Origin of the sequence: Streptomyces sp. NPDC127129, from assembly GCF_042671585.1 — a bacterium.
GTDB lineage: Bacteria > Actinomycetota > Actinomycetes > Streptomycetales > Streptomycetaceae > Streptomyces.
The window spans coordinates 294932-309967 of the sequence record NZ_JBHXTV010000005.1 but is presented as its reverse complement, the minus strand read 5'-3'; the positions used below and the strand labels follow the sequence as shown (position 1 = coordinate 309967).

14 protein-coding genes, 1 tRNA gene and 1 pseudogene are annotated in these 15036 nt (G+C 70.8%); 5 read left to right on the top strand and 11 right to left on the bottom strand.

Features of this window, described 5'->3' with window-relative positions; genetic code table 11:
* Window positions 1-134 precede the first annotated feature (134 nt).
* From ACFVGW_RS12290 to ACFVGW_RS12275, 4 genes are all read right to left on the bottom strand, one after another.
* A complete protein-coding gene (locus ACFVGW_RS12290; protein ID WP_352191127.1) occupies window positions 135-1541 on the bottom strand; it encodes a Cys-Gln thioester bond-forming surface protein in 1407 nt (468 codons plus the stop codon).
* A 276-nt stretch (window positions 1542-1817) separates the two neighbouring features.
* On the bottom strand, window positions 1818-2294 hold the full coding sequence (locus ACFVGW_RS12285) for a single-stranded DNA-binding protein (RefSeq protein ID WP_385851907.1): 477 nt from the start codon (window positions 2292-2294) through the stop codon (window positions 1818-1820).
* A 164-nt stretch (window positions 2295-2458) separates the two neighbouring features.
* Window positions 2459-4285 carry a GTPase gene (locus ACFVGW_RS12280; RefSeq protein WP_385851906.1) on the bottom strand — a complete coding sequence of 609 codons (1827 nt, stop codon included), beginning with the start codon at window positions 4283-4285 and terminating at the stop codon, window positions 2459-2461.
* Window positions 4286-4291: 6 nt separating this feature from the next.
* Complete coding sequence (locus ACFVGW_RS12275; RefSeq protein ID WP_385851905.1) at window positions 4292-5899, bottom strand: dynamin family protein; 1608 nt, start codon at window positions 5897-5899, stop codon at window positions 4292-4294.
* Window positions 5900-6201: 302 nt separating this feature from the next.
* On the opposite strand from ACFVGW_RS12275, the gene ACFVGW_RS12270 reads away from it, so the two are divergent.
* Window positions 6202-6274, top strand: a tRNA-Arg gene (locus ACFVGW_RS12270).
* A 219-nt stretch (window positions 6275-6493) separates the two neighbouring features.
* On the opposite strand, the gene ACFVGW_RS12265 is transcribed toward ACFVGW_RS12270, so the two are convergent.
* A complete protein-coding gene (locus ACFVGW_RS12265) occupies window positions 6494-6910 on the bottom strand; it encodes an arsenate reductase ArsC (protein WP_385851904.1) in 417 nt (138 codons plus the stop codon).
* A gap of 122 nt (window positions 6911-7032) precedes the next feature.
* On the opposite strand from ACFVGW_RS12265, the gene ACFVGW_RS12260 reads away from it, so the two are divergent.
* Window positions 7033-7341, top strand: coding sequence for a metalloregulator ArsR/SmtB family transcription factor (locus ACFVGW_RS12260; RefSeq protein ID WP_352191122.1), 309 nt, complete (start codon window positions 7033-7035; stop codon window positions 7339-7341).
* A 34-nt stretch (window positions 7342-7375) separates the two neighbouring features.
* Entirely contained in the window at window positions 7376-8164 is a 789-nt protein-coding gene (locus ACFVGW_RS12255) for an aquaporin (protein WP_385851903.1), read from the top strand.
* Between the two features lie 54 nt (window positions 8165-8218).
* On the opposite strand, the gene ACFVGW_RS12250 is transcribed toward ACFVGW_RS12255, so the two are convergent.
* Both ACFVGW_RS12250 and ACFVGW_RS12245 read right to left on the bottom strand, forming a co-directional pair.
* Window positions 8219-9028, bottom strand: coding sequence for a sulfite exporter TauE/SafE family protein (locus ACFVGW_RS12250; protein WP_385851902.1), 810 nt, complete (start codon window positions 9026-9028; stop codon window positions 8219-8221).
* Between the two features lie 97 nt (window positions 9029-9125).
* Window positions 9126-9485 (bottom strand): ArsR/SmtB family transcription factor, encoded by a 360-nt coding sequence (locus ACFVGW_RS12245; protein WP_385851901.1) that lies wholly within the window; start codon window positions 9483-9485, stop codon window positions 9126-9128.
* A 151-nt stretch (window positions 9486-9636) separates the two neighbouring features.
* Here ACFVGW_RS12245 and ACFVGW_RS12240 point away from each other — a divergent pair, with 151 nt between their 5' ends.
* Window positions 9637-11031 (top strand): NAD(P)-binding domain-containing protein, encoded by a 1395-nt coding sequence (locus ACFVGW_RS12240; RefSeq protein WP_385851900.1) that lies wholly within the window; start codon window positions 9637-9639, stop codon window positions 11029-11031.
* Between the two features lie 39 nt (window positions 11032-11070).
* Window positions 11071-11484, top strand: a complete 414-nt coding sequence (locus tag ACFVGW_RS12235) for an ArsI/CadI family heavy metal resistance metalloenzyme (RefSeq protein WP_385851899.1) — start codon at window positions 11071-11073, stop codon at window positions 11482-11484.
* A 54-nt stretch (window positions 11485-11538) separates the two neighbouring features.
* Here the strand turns inward: ACFVGW_RS12235 and ACFVGW_RS12230 are convergent, their stop codons facing one another.
* The 4 genes and pseudogenes from ACFVGW_RS12230 to ACFVGW_RS12215 all read right to left on the bottom strand — a co-directional run bounded on the left by ACFVGW_RS12230 (window position 11539) and on the right by ACFVGW_RS12215 (window position 14999).
* Entirely contained in the window at window positions 11539-12054 is a 516-nt protein-coding gene (locus ACFVGW_RS12230; protein WP_385851898.1) for an RICIN domain-containing protein, read from the bottom strand.
* Between the two features lie 543 nt (window positions 12055-12597).
* Window positions 12598-13020 (bottom strand): hypothetical protein, encoded by a 423-nt coding sequence (locus tag ACFVGW_RS12225; RefSeq protein WP_385851897.1) that lies wholly within the window; start codon window positions 13018-13020, stop codon window positions 12598-12600.
* 1073 nt (window positions 13021-14093) lie between these two features.
* A pseudogene (locus tag ACFVGW_RS12220) lies at window positions 14094-14297 on the bottom strand (RHS repeat-associated core domain-containing protein); the annotation flags it as partial.
* A gap of 18 nt (window positions 14298-14315) precedes the next feature.
* Window positions 14316-14999 (bottom strand): 2-phosphosulfolactate phosphatase, encoded by a 684-nt coding sequence (locus tag ACFVGW_RS12215; protein WP_385851896.1) that lies wholly within the window; start codon window positions 14997-14999, stop codon window positions 14316-14318.
* Window positions 15000-15036 lie beyond the last annotated feature (37 nt).

The window sequence follows — 15036 nt, the reverse complement described above, 5'->3', positions numbered from 1 at the left end:
GCACGGAACCCGTGACCTGCGGCTTCCCCCGGCGTCCGGGGTGACCGGGCCGTCACGTTCGGTGGACGCACGACGGCCCCGGTGCGCTGGTCGCGCACCGGGGCCGGTGGTACTACCGATGTACTACCCGGCTCTTACTGGCCGGCCGTCTTCTTCTTGCGGAGGAAGAAGACCGCGCCGCCGCCGAGAACCACGAGGAGCGCGGCGATGCCGGCGATCATCGGGGTGGCGTTGGAGCTACCGGTCTCGGCGAGGTCGCCGCCGCCGGTGGTGGAGCCGGTGGTGGAGCCGCCGGCCGTGCCCTCGGTGGGCGGGGTGGTGACGGACGGCTCGGTCGACGGGGTCTCCGACGGGAGCGGACCCGGGGTGGCCGTCTTGCAGTCGAGAACGCCCTTGAAGTTCTTCTCGAAGCCGTTCGGGCCGGTGATCGTGAAGTCGTAGGCCTCGTCCTCGGCGAGCGGGACCAGAACCGTCTTGGACTGGCCGCCGGCGATGGTGACCTTCTGGCCCTTCACCTCGAAGGTGAAGTCCTCGTCACCCTCGTTGGACGCCGTGACGTCCAGGCCGCCCTTGGCGCAGTTCTTCTCGACCGTGACGGCCGGGATCGCGCCCTTCTTCGCCCAGGTGGCGGTGGCCTTCGCGGTGACGCTGGACTTGCTGGTGCCCGCGAGGATCAGGGTCTGGCTCTTGACCTTCGTGGAGACGAACGCGCGGCCGATCGGGACCGTCGTGTCGGCCTGGACGGTCAGCTCAGCGGCGCCGTCGGGCGTACCGGCCGGAACGTCGAAGAAGACCTGGCTGCCCTTGGCGACGTCGGTGACGACCTTGCCGTCCTTGTCGACCAGCTTCACGCCGGCGGGCGCACCCGGGGCGAGGGAGACGGCGGCCGTGGCGGAGTTGGTGTCGACCGTGATCGGGCCGAGGCGCTCGCCCGACTTACCGGCGACCGAGGCCGGGGAGACGCTGAGGGAGGCCTTGGGCTCCTCCAGGTTCACCGCCTCCTTCTCCAGGTACTCGGTGAGCTTCTTCGCGTCCTTGTCGACCGGCTCGGCCTCGACCTTGTCGGAGAAGTGCCAGATCGCCGCCTGGGTGGCGGCCGCGGCCGTCTCCTTGGTCAGGTTCTTGGCGCCGACCTTCTTGGCCAGCTCGTCGAGCTTGTCGACCTGCGGGTACGAGTTCTGCAGGATCCAGCGGATCTTGCCGGCGTTCTCGTTGTTGTGCAGGGAGGACTGGTCCCAGCCGACCTCCTTGTACTCCTGGCCCGTCTTGGCGCCGGTGTACAGGTCGATGCAGTAGGTCTGCAGCACGCCGCCGGGCGTCACCTGCATCTCGAACAGGCCGGCAGAGACCTTGCCCTGGCCCTTGATCTTGACCGTGTCGAAGACGGTGAGCTTGCCCAGCGTGGCGGTCGCGCCACCGGTGCCGTCACCCTCATCGGCCAGCGCCGGTCCCGCAACGGCTATCGCACCCGCAGCGACGAGGCCAGAGACCACGGTCGCGGCGGCAAGGCGGGCAACGCCACGCCTCCGAACTGAAAACATGAATTTCCCCTCCGGGCGAGCAGCTCCGTGCCGTAGGTCAGTCGTGACACGTGGGGGGAGCGCATCGCCAGCAGATTCACAGACCCGGTTGACTCAACTGCCGACTCAAGTGATGACTCAAGTCCCGTATGAGTACCCGCGAATCCTATGGACGGGGAAGACCCTGATGCCCGCCCATACAGTCTGATAACCATTCCGTCTCGGAATCGTTATCAGAGGTGTCCGTTAAGCGGAGGATCGATGGTCACGGAGTCGACAAATCCCCACAAGTCCAGGTCAGGCCACGGGTTCCAGAGCCTTCGGGACGTCCGCCACCTCCCACGGGTCCCGTTCAACTCCCCCCTCTCCCCCGTTCCCCTGACGTTCCGTCGTGCGCGTCTCGCCCTTCACCACCCTGCGGAAGGCCGCCGTACCGCGCGTCAGATCGTGGCCCACCGCCAGTGCGTCGACGTCCACGAACGTCCTGCGGCGGCCCTCCTGCCGGTCGTCGCCCTCCTCTTCACGCACCCGCAACCGGCCGTGCACCACCAGGGGCTCGCCCACCGAGACCGACGCGGCGAGGTTGGCGCCGAGCGCCCGCCACGCGAACACCGTGTAGAAGCTGGTGTGTCCATCCGACCAGGTCCCCCGCTCCCGGTCCCAGCGGCGCGCCGTCACCGCGAACCGAAACCGGGCCACCCCGCCCGTCGCCGTCTCCCGGTACTCCACGCTCGTCGCCACGTTCCCGACCAGCGTCACCGTCGTGTCGTTCATGTCCCACCCCTCCCCGTTCCGAAGCGCCTTCGGTGCGCGTCGACCGGTTCCATGCTCGACCGGCCGGCGGAACCCCGCTCCGGCCTGTGGACGGGCGGGGGACTGGGGAGAACTCCGTCACCCGCAAGGGTGAACCCACGTCCCTCAGACGTGGATCCGCGCCCTCACCGCAGCCGGGCACCCGCCCTCGTACCGCCCCACCGCGCACTGCCGCCGACGCCCCCGATGCCGCCGATGCCGCCGCCCAGCCGCATCACCCGTGCCCCTGAACGCGTCCCCGACACCGTCACGAACTGGTCGCGCACCTCCCGGTAGCGCATCAGCTCGGCCGAGATCGGGTCCAGGACCCGCGCCCGTCCGCACGCGGCCGCCGCCTCGCGCAACTTCCGTTCGGCCTCCTGCCCGTACCGCCGGGCCGGCCCCTTCACCGCCGCCGCGCACGCCCACTCCACCAGCGGACCGCCGACGATGCCGCCGAGCATGATGAGGACGGGCGGCAGCAGCCCCGGCTCCACGACGCCGACGATCTGGCCGACCAGCCACAGCGCGCCGAAGACCTGCAGCAGCGTCATCAGGACCTGCGCCAGGACGGCCGCGGGCCACCAGGCGGGCCGCGGCGGGCGGGCCGCCGGATCGCCCATGGACGTGGTGAGTTCGTCGAGCGCCTCGGGCAGCCCGTCGGCTCCCCGGGCGGCCGCCTCCCGCACGGCCTGCGCCCAGGGCGCCGGGAGCCCGCGCGTGGCGTCGTCGGCCACGACCCGTACGGCCTGTTCCACCCGTTGCCGCGCCGTGAGTTCGTCCTCCAGCGGCGTCTGGAGGCGCGGGTCCGTGGAGCCGTGCGCACGCATCCGTTCGTACCAGCGGTAGAGCCGCAGCCAGGGCGTGCCGCAGGCGCGGATGGCGCTGCGGCGCCAGACGCGTTCGGCGGCCTCGCCCGCGGCCGTGGCGCCGACGGCGACGGCGAGCCGGGCCGCGAAGTCCTCCCGCGCCCGCTCCCCCAGACCGGTCTGGCCGTCGGAGACGTACGCGGGGCGGAGCCGGGCGGCGGCGGCGTCGACGTCGGCCGAGAGCCGGAGCGCGGGCGCGGTCCGTTCCGTGACGAACCGGCCGAGCAGTTCGCGCAGTTCCCCCACGCCGTCGCCGGTGAGCGCGGAGAGGGCGAGGACGGTGGCGCCGGGTTCGCCGTGTTCGCCGAGGGCCATGCCGTCCTCGTCCAGGAGGCGGCGCAGGTCGTCCAGGACGAGGTCGGCGGCCTCGCCGCCCAGCCGGTCGATCTGGTTGAGGACGACGAAGGTGACCTCGGCGTGGCCCGCGAGCGGGCGCAGATAGCGCTCGTGGAGCACCGCGTCGGCGTACTTCTCCGGATCCACGACCCAGATCACGGCGTCGACCAGGCCGAGGACCCGGTCGACCTGGTCGCGGTGGGTGGTGACGGCCGAGTCGTGGTCGGGCAGGTCGATCAGGACGAGGCCCTGCAGGTCCTCGTCGGCGGCCCCGCCCGCGAGGGGCCGGCGCCGCAGCCGGCCCGGGACGGCGAGCCGGTCGAGGAGGCCGGCGGAGCCCTCGGACCAGCTCAGCGCGATGGGCGCCGAGGTGGTGGGGCGGCGCAGGCCGGTCTCGGAGACGGGCACGCCCGCGAGGGCGTTGAAGAGTGTCGACTTGCCGCTGCCCGTGGGTCCGGCGATCGCCACGACGGTGTGGCGGGCGGAGAGCCGCTGGCGTGCGGTGGCCTCGTCGAGCACGCGTCCGGCCTCGGCGAGCGTCTCGTTGGCCAGTCGCGTACGGGAGAGGCCGACGAGTTCGTGCAGGGCGTCGAGCCGGGTGCGCAGGGAGCCGCCGTACTGCCCGCCCAGCGGCGGAAGGTTGTCCTCCGCTTCCTCGGCGGGCTCCTCTCCCGCTTCCAGGGCCCGTTCACGCTCACTGGCCCGCCGTGCGATCAGGCCGTCGTCCCAGCGGTCGTCCGCGCGGTCGTCCACCGTGCTGCTGCTCACCGGTCCTCACTTCTCCTTCTGCAGTACGGAGAGCGCGGCGATCAGCTCCGCCTGCGGCTCGGGGGTCACGTCGAGGGCGTCGAGGGGCGCGAGGCGCCGGTCGCGTTCGGTGTGCAGGGCGCGGTCGAGGCACGTCCTGACCAGCGCGCCGCCCGTGTCGCGCAGACGCAGGGCGGCCTGGGCGCCGAGGAGTTCGGCCAGCCGTTCGCCCGCGCCGCGGGTGCGGCGGCCGCCGAGGAGGGCGGCGGCGAGGAGGGCGGCGACGGTGTCGGCCTCGGGAGCGGCGGTACGGGCGGTCCCGGGCCGTTCCGTGCTGCGCAGTTCCTCCTCCGCCAGCTCTTCTAGTTCGCGGCGCCAGCGCCGTACCGTCATCTCGATCCGCTCGGCCGCCTCCCGGTCGGGTGCGGCCCGCGCGGCATGGAGGGCGGCCGCGGCGGGTTCGCGGCGCCAGGCGTCCCGTACGCGCTCGTCGGCGGCGGCGACCGCGCACTGCAGCAGGGCGGCGAGCGACTCGACGAGGGTGTCGAGGAGTTCGTCGGCGGTGCTGTCACGGGGGTAGCCGCGCCAGCGGGTGCGGGCGTCGCCCGCCAGTACGGCGCCGCGGCCCACCTGCTGCCGGACGCGTTCGCCCTGCTCCTCGTACGCGGTCTCGACGGCGCCGCCGAGCCGGCCCGCGGCGGCGTACTGGGCGGCGACCGCGGCGGCGAGTTCGGGCATGCGGCTGTCGAGCGAGTCGATGACACCGGACGCGGTACGGCCGATGACCTGCTGGCGCGCGGCGGGGTCCTGGGCGCTGTGGGCGAGCCAGGCGCGCAGCGGGGCGACGGCGCTGTCGGGCAGCAGCCCGCTGCCGACGCCCGCGGACTCGGGCAGCTCGGGGACGGTGAAGCGCGGTACGTCCCTGAGGCCCGCCTTGTCGAGCAGGGCCTCGTACTGGCGTGAGACCTCGCCGAGGATCTGGTGCGGCACCCGGTCGAGGACGGTGACGAGCGTGACGTCGTACTCCTTGGCGGTCCGGAGCAGGTGCCAGGGGATGGCGTCGGCGTACCGCGAGGCGGTCGTGACCATGACCCAGATGTCGGCGGCGCAGATCAACTCGGAGGCGAGCAGCCGGTTCTCGACGACGAGGGAGTCGATGTCGGGGGCGTCGAGGAGGGCGAGGCCGGGGGCGAGGGCGGAGGAGGTCTCGACGCGTAGCGCGTTCTCCTCGGGGGGCTCGTCGCCGTGGCCGTCCTCGTCCTGCTGGGGCAGCCAGACGCGGGTGAGCTGGGGCAGGACACGCATCCCGGCGAACCAGTGGTGGTCGTCGGGGTGGCAGACCAGCACGGGCGTACGGGTGGTGGGCCGGAGCACCCCGGCCTCACTGACGCGCCGCCCGACAAGGGAGTTGACGAGGGTGGACTTCCCGGCCCCGGTGGATCCGCCGACGACGGCGAGGAGGGGGGCGTCGGGGTCTTTCAGTCGGGGCACCAGATAGTCGTCGAGCTGCGCGAGCAGCTCGGCCCGGGTCTGCCGGGCGCGCGGAGCGCCGGGGAGAGGGAGTGGGAGACGCACGGCGGCGACACAGTCGCGCAGGGCGGAGAGTGCGTCGATCAGCTGAGGCCGTTCGTCCAAGGTCACCACATGCGAAGAATGCCCAATTTTGGAGCCTTTTTGAAGCGTATAAGGGCCCTGCGCGCCGACCGAACAGCTGACGACAGGCACCTCAGGCATAACGAGTGCACAACACCCGGCCCGAGTGGCGTGAAAAACACTGCGCGAATCGCACCTGCCTGCGATTATCGTTCCGCTTCACCGAACCTCCACATCGTGCCACGCAGGTGAAGCAACCGGGCCAAGGCGATCGGAGCCCTATCCTTGACCCGGCAGGCCACGCCCCACCCACCAGGGGCTCCCGGCCACCGGTCCACCACCCGGCCCCCGTAGCTCAGTGGATAGAGCAGGTGCCTTCTAAGCACTTGGCCGCAGGTTCGAGTCCTGCCGGGGGCGCTCCACCACAGACCCTCCTTCGGGAGGGTCTTTTTGCTGGTCGTGGCCGGTTCTGGGCGGGCGGCGAAAGGGCAGGGGCGCCGCCTCGGCCCGTCAACCGGCGACGCGTTCGGCCCGCCGCGTGCACGACGCGCCGCGCCTCAACTCGTCGCCGGACAACGAAACTCAGAGGACGACCGCACGCGCCGGCTCCCGCGGAGCGCTACGCCCGGGCCGGGGTCACGCCTTCCGCGTCGCGTCGATCTCGGCGATGAGGTCCTCGATCAGGCCCTTGATCTCGTCGCGGATGGGGCGGACGGCCTCGACGCCCTGGCCCGCCGGGTCCTCCAAAGCCCAGTCGAGGTACTTCTTGCCCGGGAAGACCGGGCAGGCGTCGCCGCAGCCCATGGTGATGACGTAGTCGGACGCCTGGACGGCCTCGGTGGTGAGCACCTTCGGCCGCTGGCCGGAGATGTCGACGCCGGCCTCCTTCATCGCCTCGACGGCGGCCGGGTTGACCTGGTCGCCCGGGACGGATCCGGCGGAGCGGACCTCGATGCGGTCGCCGGCCAGGTGGTTGAGGAACCCGGCGGCCATCTGGGAGCGGCCGGCGTTGTGGACGCAGACGAAGAGCACGGAGGCGAGCGGAGCAGTCATCGGTTCTTCCTTGGGGCAGGGATGGTGCCGGGCGCCACGGGCAGGCGTCGCCGACAACCCCCGGATCCGAAGAGGTCAGTCCAGGCTGGTATCAGCGCCGGATGATGTGACAGTATCAGCCCATGATGACGTCAGTCGATACTGATCTGATCCGGGTTCTGGGCGATCCCCTGCGCCTCCGGATCGTGACCCTGCTCGCCCGCGAGACGCTGTGCACCACCCACCTCGTGGAGGAGACCGGCGCCAAGCAGACCAACCTCTCCAACCATCTGAAGGTGCTGCGCGAGGCCGGGGTCGTCGAGACAGAACCCTGCGGCCGGTTCACCTACTACCGCCTCAAGCCGGACGTCATCGAAGGCCTGGCCGGGCAGTTCACCGCCCTCGCCGAGGCCGCGCGCGCCAACGCCGACACCAAGAGAGCCTGCCCGTAGCCTCTCGCCCCGCCTGCCCGAGGAGACCCCGCCCGTGACCGCCACCGAGCCCGCCGCGAGCGACGCCACAGCCACCGACACGTCGCCGTTGCCGTCGCTGTCGCCGCAGCCCGCACCCGGCGCCACCCCGCCCCGTACCCCGCTCGTCGCCCGAGCCGCCGCCGAGCTGGTGGGTACCGCGGCACTCGTCGCCGTCGTCGTCGGCTCCGGCATCCAGGCCACCCAACTCACCGACGACGTCGCGCTGCAACTCCTCGCCAACTCCACCGCCACCGTCTTCGGGCTCGGCGTCCTGATCGCCCTCCTCGGGCCGGTCTCCGGAGCCCACTTCAACCCGGCCGTCACCCTGGCCGAGTGGTGGACCGCCCGCCGCGGCGGTGCGGGCGTGAACGCGCGCGAGCTCGCCGTCTACGTTCCGTCCCAGATCGCCGGCGCGGTCGCGGGCGCCGTGCTGGCGGACGCGATGTTCGGCGAACCGCTGGTGAAGTGGTCCACGCACGACCGCTCGGCGGGCAACCTGCTCCTCGGAGAGGTCGTGGCCACGGCCGGACTCATCCTCATGATCTTCGGCCTGGCCCGCACCGACCGGCTCCGCTTCGCGCCCGTCGCGGTCGCCTCGTACATCGGCGCGGCCTACTGGTTCACCTCGTCCACGTCCTTCGCGAACCCCGCGGTGACCGTCGGCCGCGCCTTCACCGACACCTTCGCCGGCATCGCCCCCGCCTCCGTCCCGGCGTTCATCGGCATGCAGCTCATCGGCGCGGTCGTGGGCCTGGCCCTGGTCGCCGTCATCTTCATGCGCGGCAGGACGGCCGCCGAATGACACAGGGGGGACGCAGGCCGCGGACAAGCCGAAGCCCGAGCGGCTTCCGCAGGATCAGTCGTGACGGGCGATCTTGACGGCGGAGACGAGCAGGATCACGGCCAGAGTCGGAATCAGCACCAGGTCCGGGATCGCACCGAGCAACAGCCCTCCCAGCGCCGCTCCCGCGACAGAGCCGCTGATCATGATCATCGTGAAGCGGAGGTTCGCGCCGAGCACCGCGAAGCTTCCGTCGCGGCTGTAGCGGGCGAAAGCCACCAGCATGGTCGGCAGGGACACGAGCAGCGACAGACTGCCCGCCAGTTTGATGTCCACCGCGAACAACAGCACGATCGTCGGGATCAGCAGCTCACCCCCTGCCACGCCCATGATCGCCGCGACCACTCCGATCCCGAAGCCGGCCGCGACTCCACCGGACACCTGAGCCCACCCGGGCAGAGTCAGCGATTCGACAGCCGCACTGTGTGTGGCCACCAGCGCTGCGGCCATGAGCACCATCAGCGCGGCCAGCACCTTGTACAGGGTGGCGCTGCGCATCCGCACCGCCCACGACGCACCGGCCCACGCACCCAGCAGGCTGCCGGCCAGGAGGTTGACCGCGACGGACCAGTGCGCGGCCACCTCGGCTGCCGGGACCGCTGCCAGCCTGGCGGGCAGCGCGACCAGGACCACGACCAGGCTCATCGCCTTGTTCAGGATGACGGCCGAGAGCGCGGCGAACCCGAAGATGCCGATCAGCAGGGGCAGGCGGAACTCCGCGCCACCGAGGCCGATCATGCCGCCCAGAACTCCGATGGCCGCGCCCGCACCGAACGTCACGGAGGCCGCGCGCGTCGGGCTGAGGGGAACGTGGCTGGTGGTCACGCCGCGCATCCTCGCTGATGGCGGCCCCGGCCTGCTACGGCATGACACCGATTTCGGCTGAAGGCATCGAGCGCCCCCTCGGGATTCGTCCGGACCTCTAGGCCGCGGCCTTGGTGAGCAGTTGCCCCATCGCGGCGAGGACCGCGGGCTCGACGCGGTAGTACACCCAGGTGCCGCGCCGCTCGGAGGAGAGCAGGCCGGCTTCCTTGAGCTTCTTCAGGTGGTGGGACACCGTCGGCTGCGAGACACCCACGTCGGAGATGTCGCAGACGCACGCCTCGCCGCCCTCGTGGGAGGCGACGGCCGAGAAGAGCCGCAGGCGTACCGGATCACCCAGCGCCTTGAACATGACCGCGGTCCGCTCGGCCTCCTCCGCCGTCAGCGGGCGCTCGTGCAGGGGCGGGCAGCAAGGCTCGACCTCGGACTCCAGCAGCGGTAGCACCTTCGCATTCGACATACGTCTATGTTGACACACGTCGAAACAAGCCCCAGCCCTGCAACCTCATCCGTTCTTAAATCGATGGATGTCTATGTTGACGCTTATCGATGCGAGTGTCATGGTGGAGGCGTAAGAGATCGACAAACGTCGAAACAAAGGGGGACTCGCCATGAACGCCACCGCCACCGCCACCGCCACCGCCACCGCCACCGAGCAGCTGCCCGTCGTGGTCATCGGGGCCGGGCCTGCCGGGCTGGCCGCCGCCGCGCACCTCGTCGACCGGGGCCTTGAGGCTCTGGTCCTGGAGGCCGGTGCCCGGGCGGGTTCGGCGGTGCGCGAGTGGTCGCACGTACGGCTCTTCTCGACCTGGGGCGAGGTCACCGACCCGGCCGCCGAGAAGCTCCTCGCCCCGACCGGCTGGGTGAAGCCGGAGGCGGGCACGTACCCGACCGGCGGCGACTGGGCGGAGAGGTACCTCCAGCCGCTCGCCGACGTCCTCGGCGACAGGGTCCGCCTCGGCGCCCGCGTCACCGGCGTCTCCCGCGCGGGCCGGGACCGGACCGTCGACGCCGACCGCGAGAGCCGGCCCTTCACCGTCCACGTCACGTACGCCGACGGTCGCGAGGAGCGGCTCCTCGCCCGCGCCGTCATCGACGCCTCCGGGACATGGGCCGTCCCGGGCCCGGCCGGCGGCGACGGCCTCCCGGCGCTCGGCGAGCGCGCGGCGGCCGACCGGATCTCCTACCGCGTCCCCGACCTGAACGACCCGGCCACGCGGGCTCGTCACGCGGGCAGGCGCACCGCCGTGATCGGCTCCGGCGCCTCCGCGTTCACCGCCCTGGCCTCCCTCGCCGACCTCGCGAAGTGCGAGGACGGCGCCGGCACGCACGCCACCTGGATCCTGCGCCGGGGCATCTCCGGCTCCACCTTCGGCGGGGGCACCGCCGACCAGCTCCCCGCCCGCGGCGCCCTCGGTCTCGCGGCCAAGGCCGCCGTGGACGAGGGCCACGCCGATGCCGTCACCGGCTTCCGCACGCAGGCGATCGAGCGTGACGGCGAGCGCCTGGTCCTCGTGGCCGAGGACGGTCGCCGCCTCGACCCGGTCGACGAGGTCGTCGTCCTGACCGGCTTCCGCCCCGACCTGACCTTCCTCGACGAGCTCCGCCTCGGCCTCGACGAGCGCCTCCAGGCCCCGGTCGAGCTGGCTCCGCTGATCGACCCGAACCAGCACTCGTGCGGCACGGTCTACCCGCACGGAGTGAAGGAGCTCTCGCACCCGGAGGAGGGCGTCTACCTGGTCGGCATGAAGTCCTACGGCCGCGCGCCGACCTTCCTCGCCCTGACCGGCTACGAGCAGGTCCGGTCCGTCGTCGCCGCGATCGCCGGCGACCGCGAGTCCGCCGAGCGGGTCGAACTCGTCCTGCCCGAGACCGGGGTGTGCGGCGGCGCAGGCCTCTTCGACCAGCCGCAGGCCGACGAGGCGGCCGACGGCGACGGCTGCTGCGCGGCCCCCGCCACCCTCCAGATCGGCGTCGGCGCCCCGACCGCCTCCGGCGGCTGCTGACCCCCTGCCCACGCCTCAACCACCCACAGGAGGAACGTGATGTCCCGCGTACAGCTCGCCCTGCGTGTCCCGGACCTGGCAGCGTCCGTCGCCTTCTACACCAGGCTCTTCGGCACCGAGCCGGCCAAACTCCGCGACGGCTACGCCAGCTTCGCCATCGCCGAGCCGCCGCTCAAGCTCGTCCTCATCGAGGGCGCCGAGGGCGCCCAGGACGGGGACACCCGCCTGGACCACCTCGGCATCGAGGTCGACAGCACCGAGGCCGTCCACGCCGCCACCACTCGGCTGAGTGAGGAGGGCCTGGCGACGACGGAGGAGAACGACACCAGTTGTTGCTACGCCCTCCAGGACAAGGTGTGGGTCCACGGCCCCGGCCGCGAACCGTGGGAGGTGTACGTCGTCAAGGCAGACGCCGACACCCTGACCCAGCAGAACGCCGGTACCTGCTGCTGATCCCGCGACGACTGTGGCTCCGCACCCTTCGTCGGGTGCGGAGCCACGCTACGGCTACGCGTAATCGAAGACCCACTGCTGCTCGGTCGGGTAGTCGTCCGCGCAGCGCCACAGGGTGAGGTAGGTGCCGTTGGCGTGGCTGCCGCCCTTGTTCGTCAGGCAGCGGAAGTTCGGGTTCGAGTAGGTGGTCCAGGTCCAGCTCTGGTTGGCGCTGAACTGCTGCGGGTAGTTGGTGCCGCTGTTGTCACAGGTCCACAGCGTCAGAACCGCACCGTCGGTCGCGTAGCCGTTGCCGGACGGGGTGAGGCACTTACCGCTCGCCCGGTGCACGATCTGATTGCCGGAGCCGGCCACCCGCATCTCCCAGTGCTGGAGCGAGGAACCGGTGCAGTCCCACAGGGTGATGACGGTGCCGTTGGAGGTGCCGTTGCCCTTCGGGGTGGCGCACTTCCCCGAGTACCTGTTCTTCAGCTCGTAGTACGTCGCGGCGCTCGCGTCGGAAGCGACGGAGACGTTCATGGCGAACGCGACCAGGAGGGCCGCGAACACGGCGAATATGGACTTACGCATGATCAACCTTCTCGAACGGAGCACGTGAGCGCGCTTCCTGACTACCTGACGGGCGATGCCGCCCGCCCGACGGCCTGCGACCGCTCCACCTAAGACACGGAGCAGGACTGAAGGTTGCACGCAAAGTTGATCACCGTTGAATAACCCCCTCGCTCCGGATCACCTTCCCTGCGGACGAAGTGTCATGAGCGGGCCCTCCGAGGGAGACCGCCAAGTTCGCTCCGGGTACGCCAACTTCGCCGTCGCCGAGACGCCGCTCAAGCTCGTCCTCATCGAGGGCGAGTCCGGCGAGAACATCCGCCTGGACCACCTTGGGGCCGAGGTCGCAACCACCAGGGGCGTCACCACCGCCGCTGAGCGGCTTGGAGGCACGGGCCTGGCGTCCTTTAAGGAGAGGGGCACCTCCTGTGCCAGCCGTCCGGGACAAGGTCTATGCCACGGGTCCGGACAAGGACCCGTGGCCTGCCGATATGACCTCGTCTCACTGGGGGCGACGAGGCAGAGCCTGAGAGTCACAGCAGCTCTCCCCAGCTGGTGGGCAACTCACCCGTAGTCAGGGTCCAGCTGGACGGCCGGCAAGAGGTCGGCGAGCTGCTCGCGCGCGAAGGCCACCCAGTCGTCCTCTTCGAGCGCGAGCAGAATGTCGAAGGCGATGGAGGCATCGACCTTCGACCGGCCTGAAGCGACCTCCTCCAGGAAGTACCAGACACCCGGGCGGATCACCTCTTGGCATTGATCGACCAGGTCGTCGATGTCACCGGACGACAGATCCGAGAGGTTCTCGAGAATCACCGTGCGTGCCACTCCCGCGCCGTAGAAGGGCAGGGCAGCCATGAGGATCTCAGCGACGGCAGGGGCCGGCCGGTAGTGGAACGAACCCCACACGGCGTGACCTTCCATCCAGTCCCTCTGACCACGCAGGCTGTCGGGATCTCTGTCCAAGACCTCGAAGAACTCGTCGATCACGTGGAGGGCGCTCTTCCTTCCGCACTCGCAGGGAAGCGTGGTGATGCCGCTGTCTTCGATCGCGGCACGGATGAGTCGCTGTGGATGTGGCATCGCTACGTCTCTCGATCAGTCGCTGCCCAGGGCGGCGCACGGCAGAGCCCGCGGGCCTTGCTCGCTCGCCACCGGCGAGCGAGCCCGCGAATACATCACTTCCAGGGCCCCTGAGCGTCATCGCCTCGGTTGTACCAGATCCCCTTGGGGTCCCCAATGATCCCGTCCTCATAGAAGTGCGCATTGGGGTAGTCCACCTGGCACTTGGCACACACGGGCTTGGGTACGGCGTGGTATCCCTCGGCCGCGGTTCCCTTGACCCAGTAGGCCACGGTGAACACCACCCGTGAGGCGTCGCCGCCGAGGGCCCACACCACGTTTCCTTCGGCGCAGTAGCTGCAGCCAGGGGAAGACCCGCCCGAAGCTGCGAGCGCGATGTCACCCGTGTCGATGTTGTAGCCGCCGACGTAGGTCCGCGCCTTGGGCTGGTTCGGACGGTGCTTCAACGCAAATCCGGGAACCGCTGAAGAAGCCGCCTTGAGCTGTCCCTGATCCGTCCAGCCGGGCTGAGCCGGGATGATCTGCACGACCGGCTTGTGCTTCGCCGACCCCTCCCCTCGCGGAGTGGGCGACATGTGGGGGAACCCAGCCCTGACGTTCCGGATCGATCCCGAGGCACCAGCCTTCACCACGCCGGTGGATGCCTTGACAGCGCCGCCCGCCGCCTTGGTCGTCGCCTTGGTGATGACCGTGGGCGCCTTGGCCGCCATGCCGGCGCCCGGCAGGAAGGGCATCAAGAACTTCACCGCCGCGTAAACGGCTCGGTACGCCCAGCTGTTCGACGGCTGCCCCGCCAGGTTCTTGACCCACTGGGTCCCATTGATGGGACCGACCTTGTTCTCCCGCTCCGCCTTGATGCGAGTGGCTTCCGCGTGGTCGCCGGTGAGCCGGTTCCAGCCCTCACCCATCTCCGAGGTCCAGTCGACGGCGCCGTGCCATGCGCCCTTGGCGGTGTCCTTGGCCCAGCGCGTGAAGTCCCAGAGTCCCGTCGGGTCACTTCTGGTCACGGGGTTGGCGTGCGAGTACGCGTACCCGTTCATCTGTAGCGGGTCGGTGGTGTCGATGATCGGGTCGGCTGAGATGAAGCGCCCGGTCGACGAGTCGTACTCACGGGCTCCGATGTGCGTGAGACCGCTCGGGTCGTCGATGCCCACACCGAGGTAGGAGCGCCGGTTGGGCCAAGCGGGCCTGGTATGTGTCAGTCATTCAGAAGGCATCGCGTGGGGGCGCAGGGTCATGAGGGGGCCTTCCGGGGTCGCCACCAGGGCGAAGGGGAAGCGGTCGACCTCCAGGCAGAGTGCGACGTCGTCGGGATGGACTCCTTGACGTACCTCCTCCGTCAGTTCGGCTGCGGCGCGGGACTCGGCGGCCCTACGGAGGAATCCGGCGGGATCCGTCGCCTCGCCGGCGGCCCTCCGGGCTATGTACTGGGCGCACGCCAGGTCCTCGTCCGCCTGGCCGTCCTCGCCGGTGACCACGAACGTGACGCTGTCGCCCGCGCGCGTGCGCAGGACTCGGGCCGTCGCCTCCGCCACCACGAAGCTCGCGCACAGCACCAGCGACGCGTCCTTGACCGCGAGCGCGCCGACCGTTCCCGCCGTGGTCTTCTGGACCACGGTCCGTCCGCCGAGGTCGACCGACCGCAGCATGCCCGGCGAGTTGACGAGGTCGAACCCGGGCGCGGGAGGGCCGTCCTTGAGGGCCACCCAGTCCGGGTGGCGGGCCTTGAGCGCCAGGGCCTCGTCCAGCGACTCGGCGAGAACTATCTTCTCCGCCCCCTGGGCGAAGGCCCAGGCGGCCACCGTGAAGGCACGCATGACGTCGACCACGACCGCCACGGACGGGGTGTCGGCCAGCTGCTTGATAGCGAGAAAACGAGCGTCCATCCCGCCATGATCGCGCACGCCCGACGACCACGTGGCG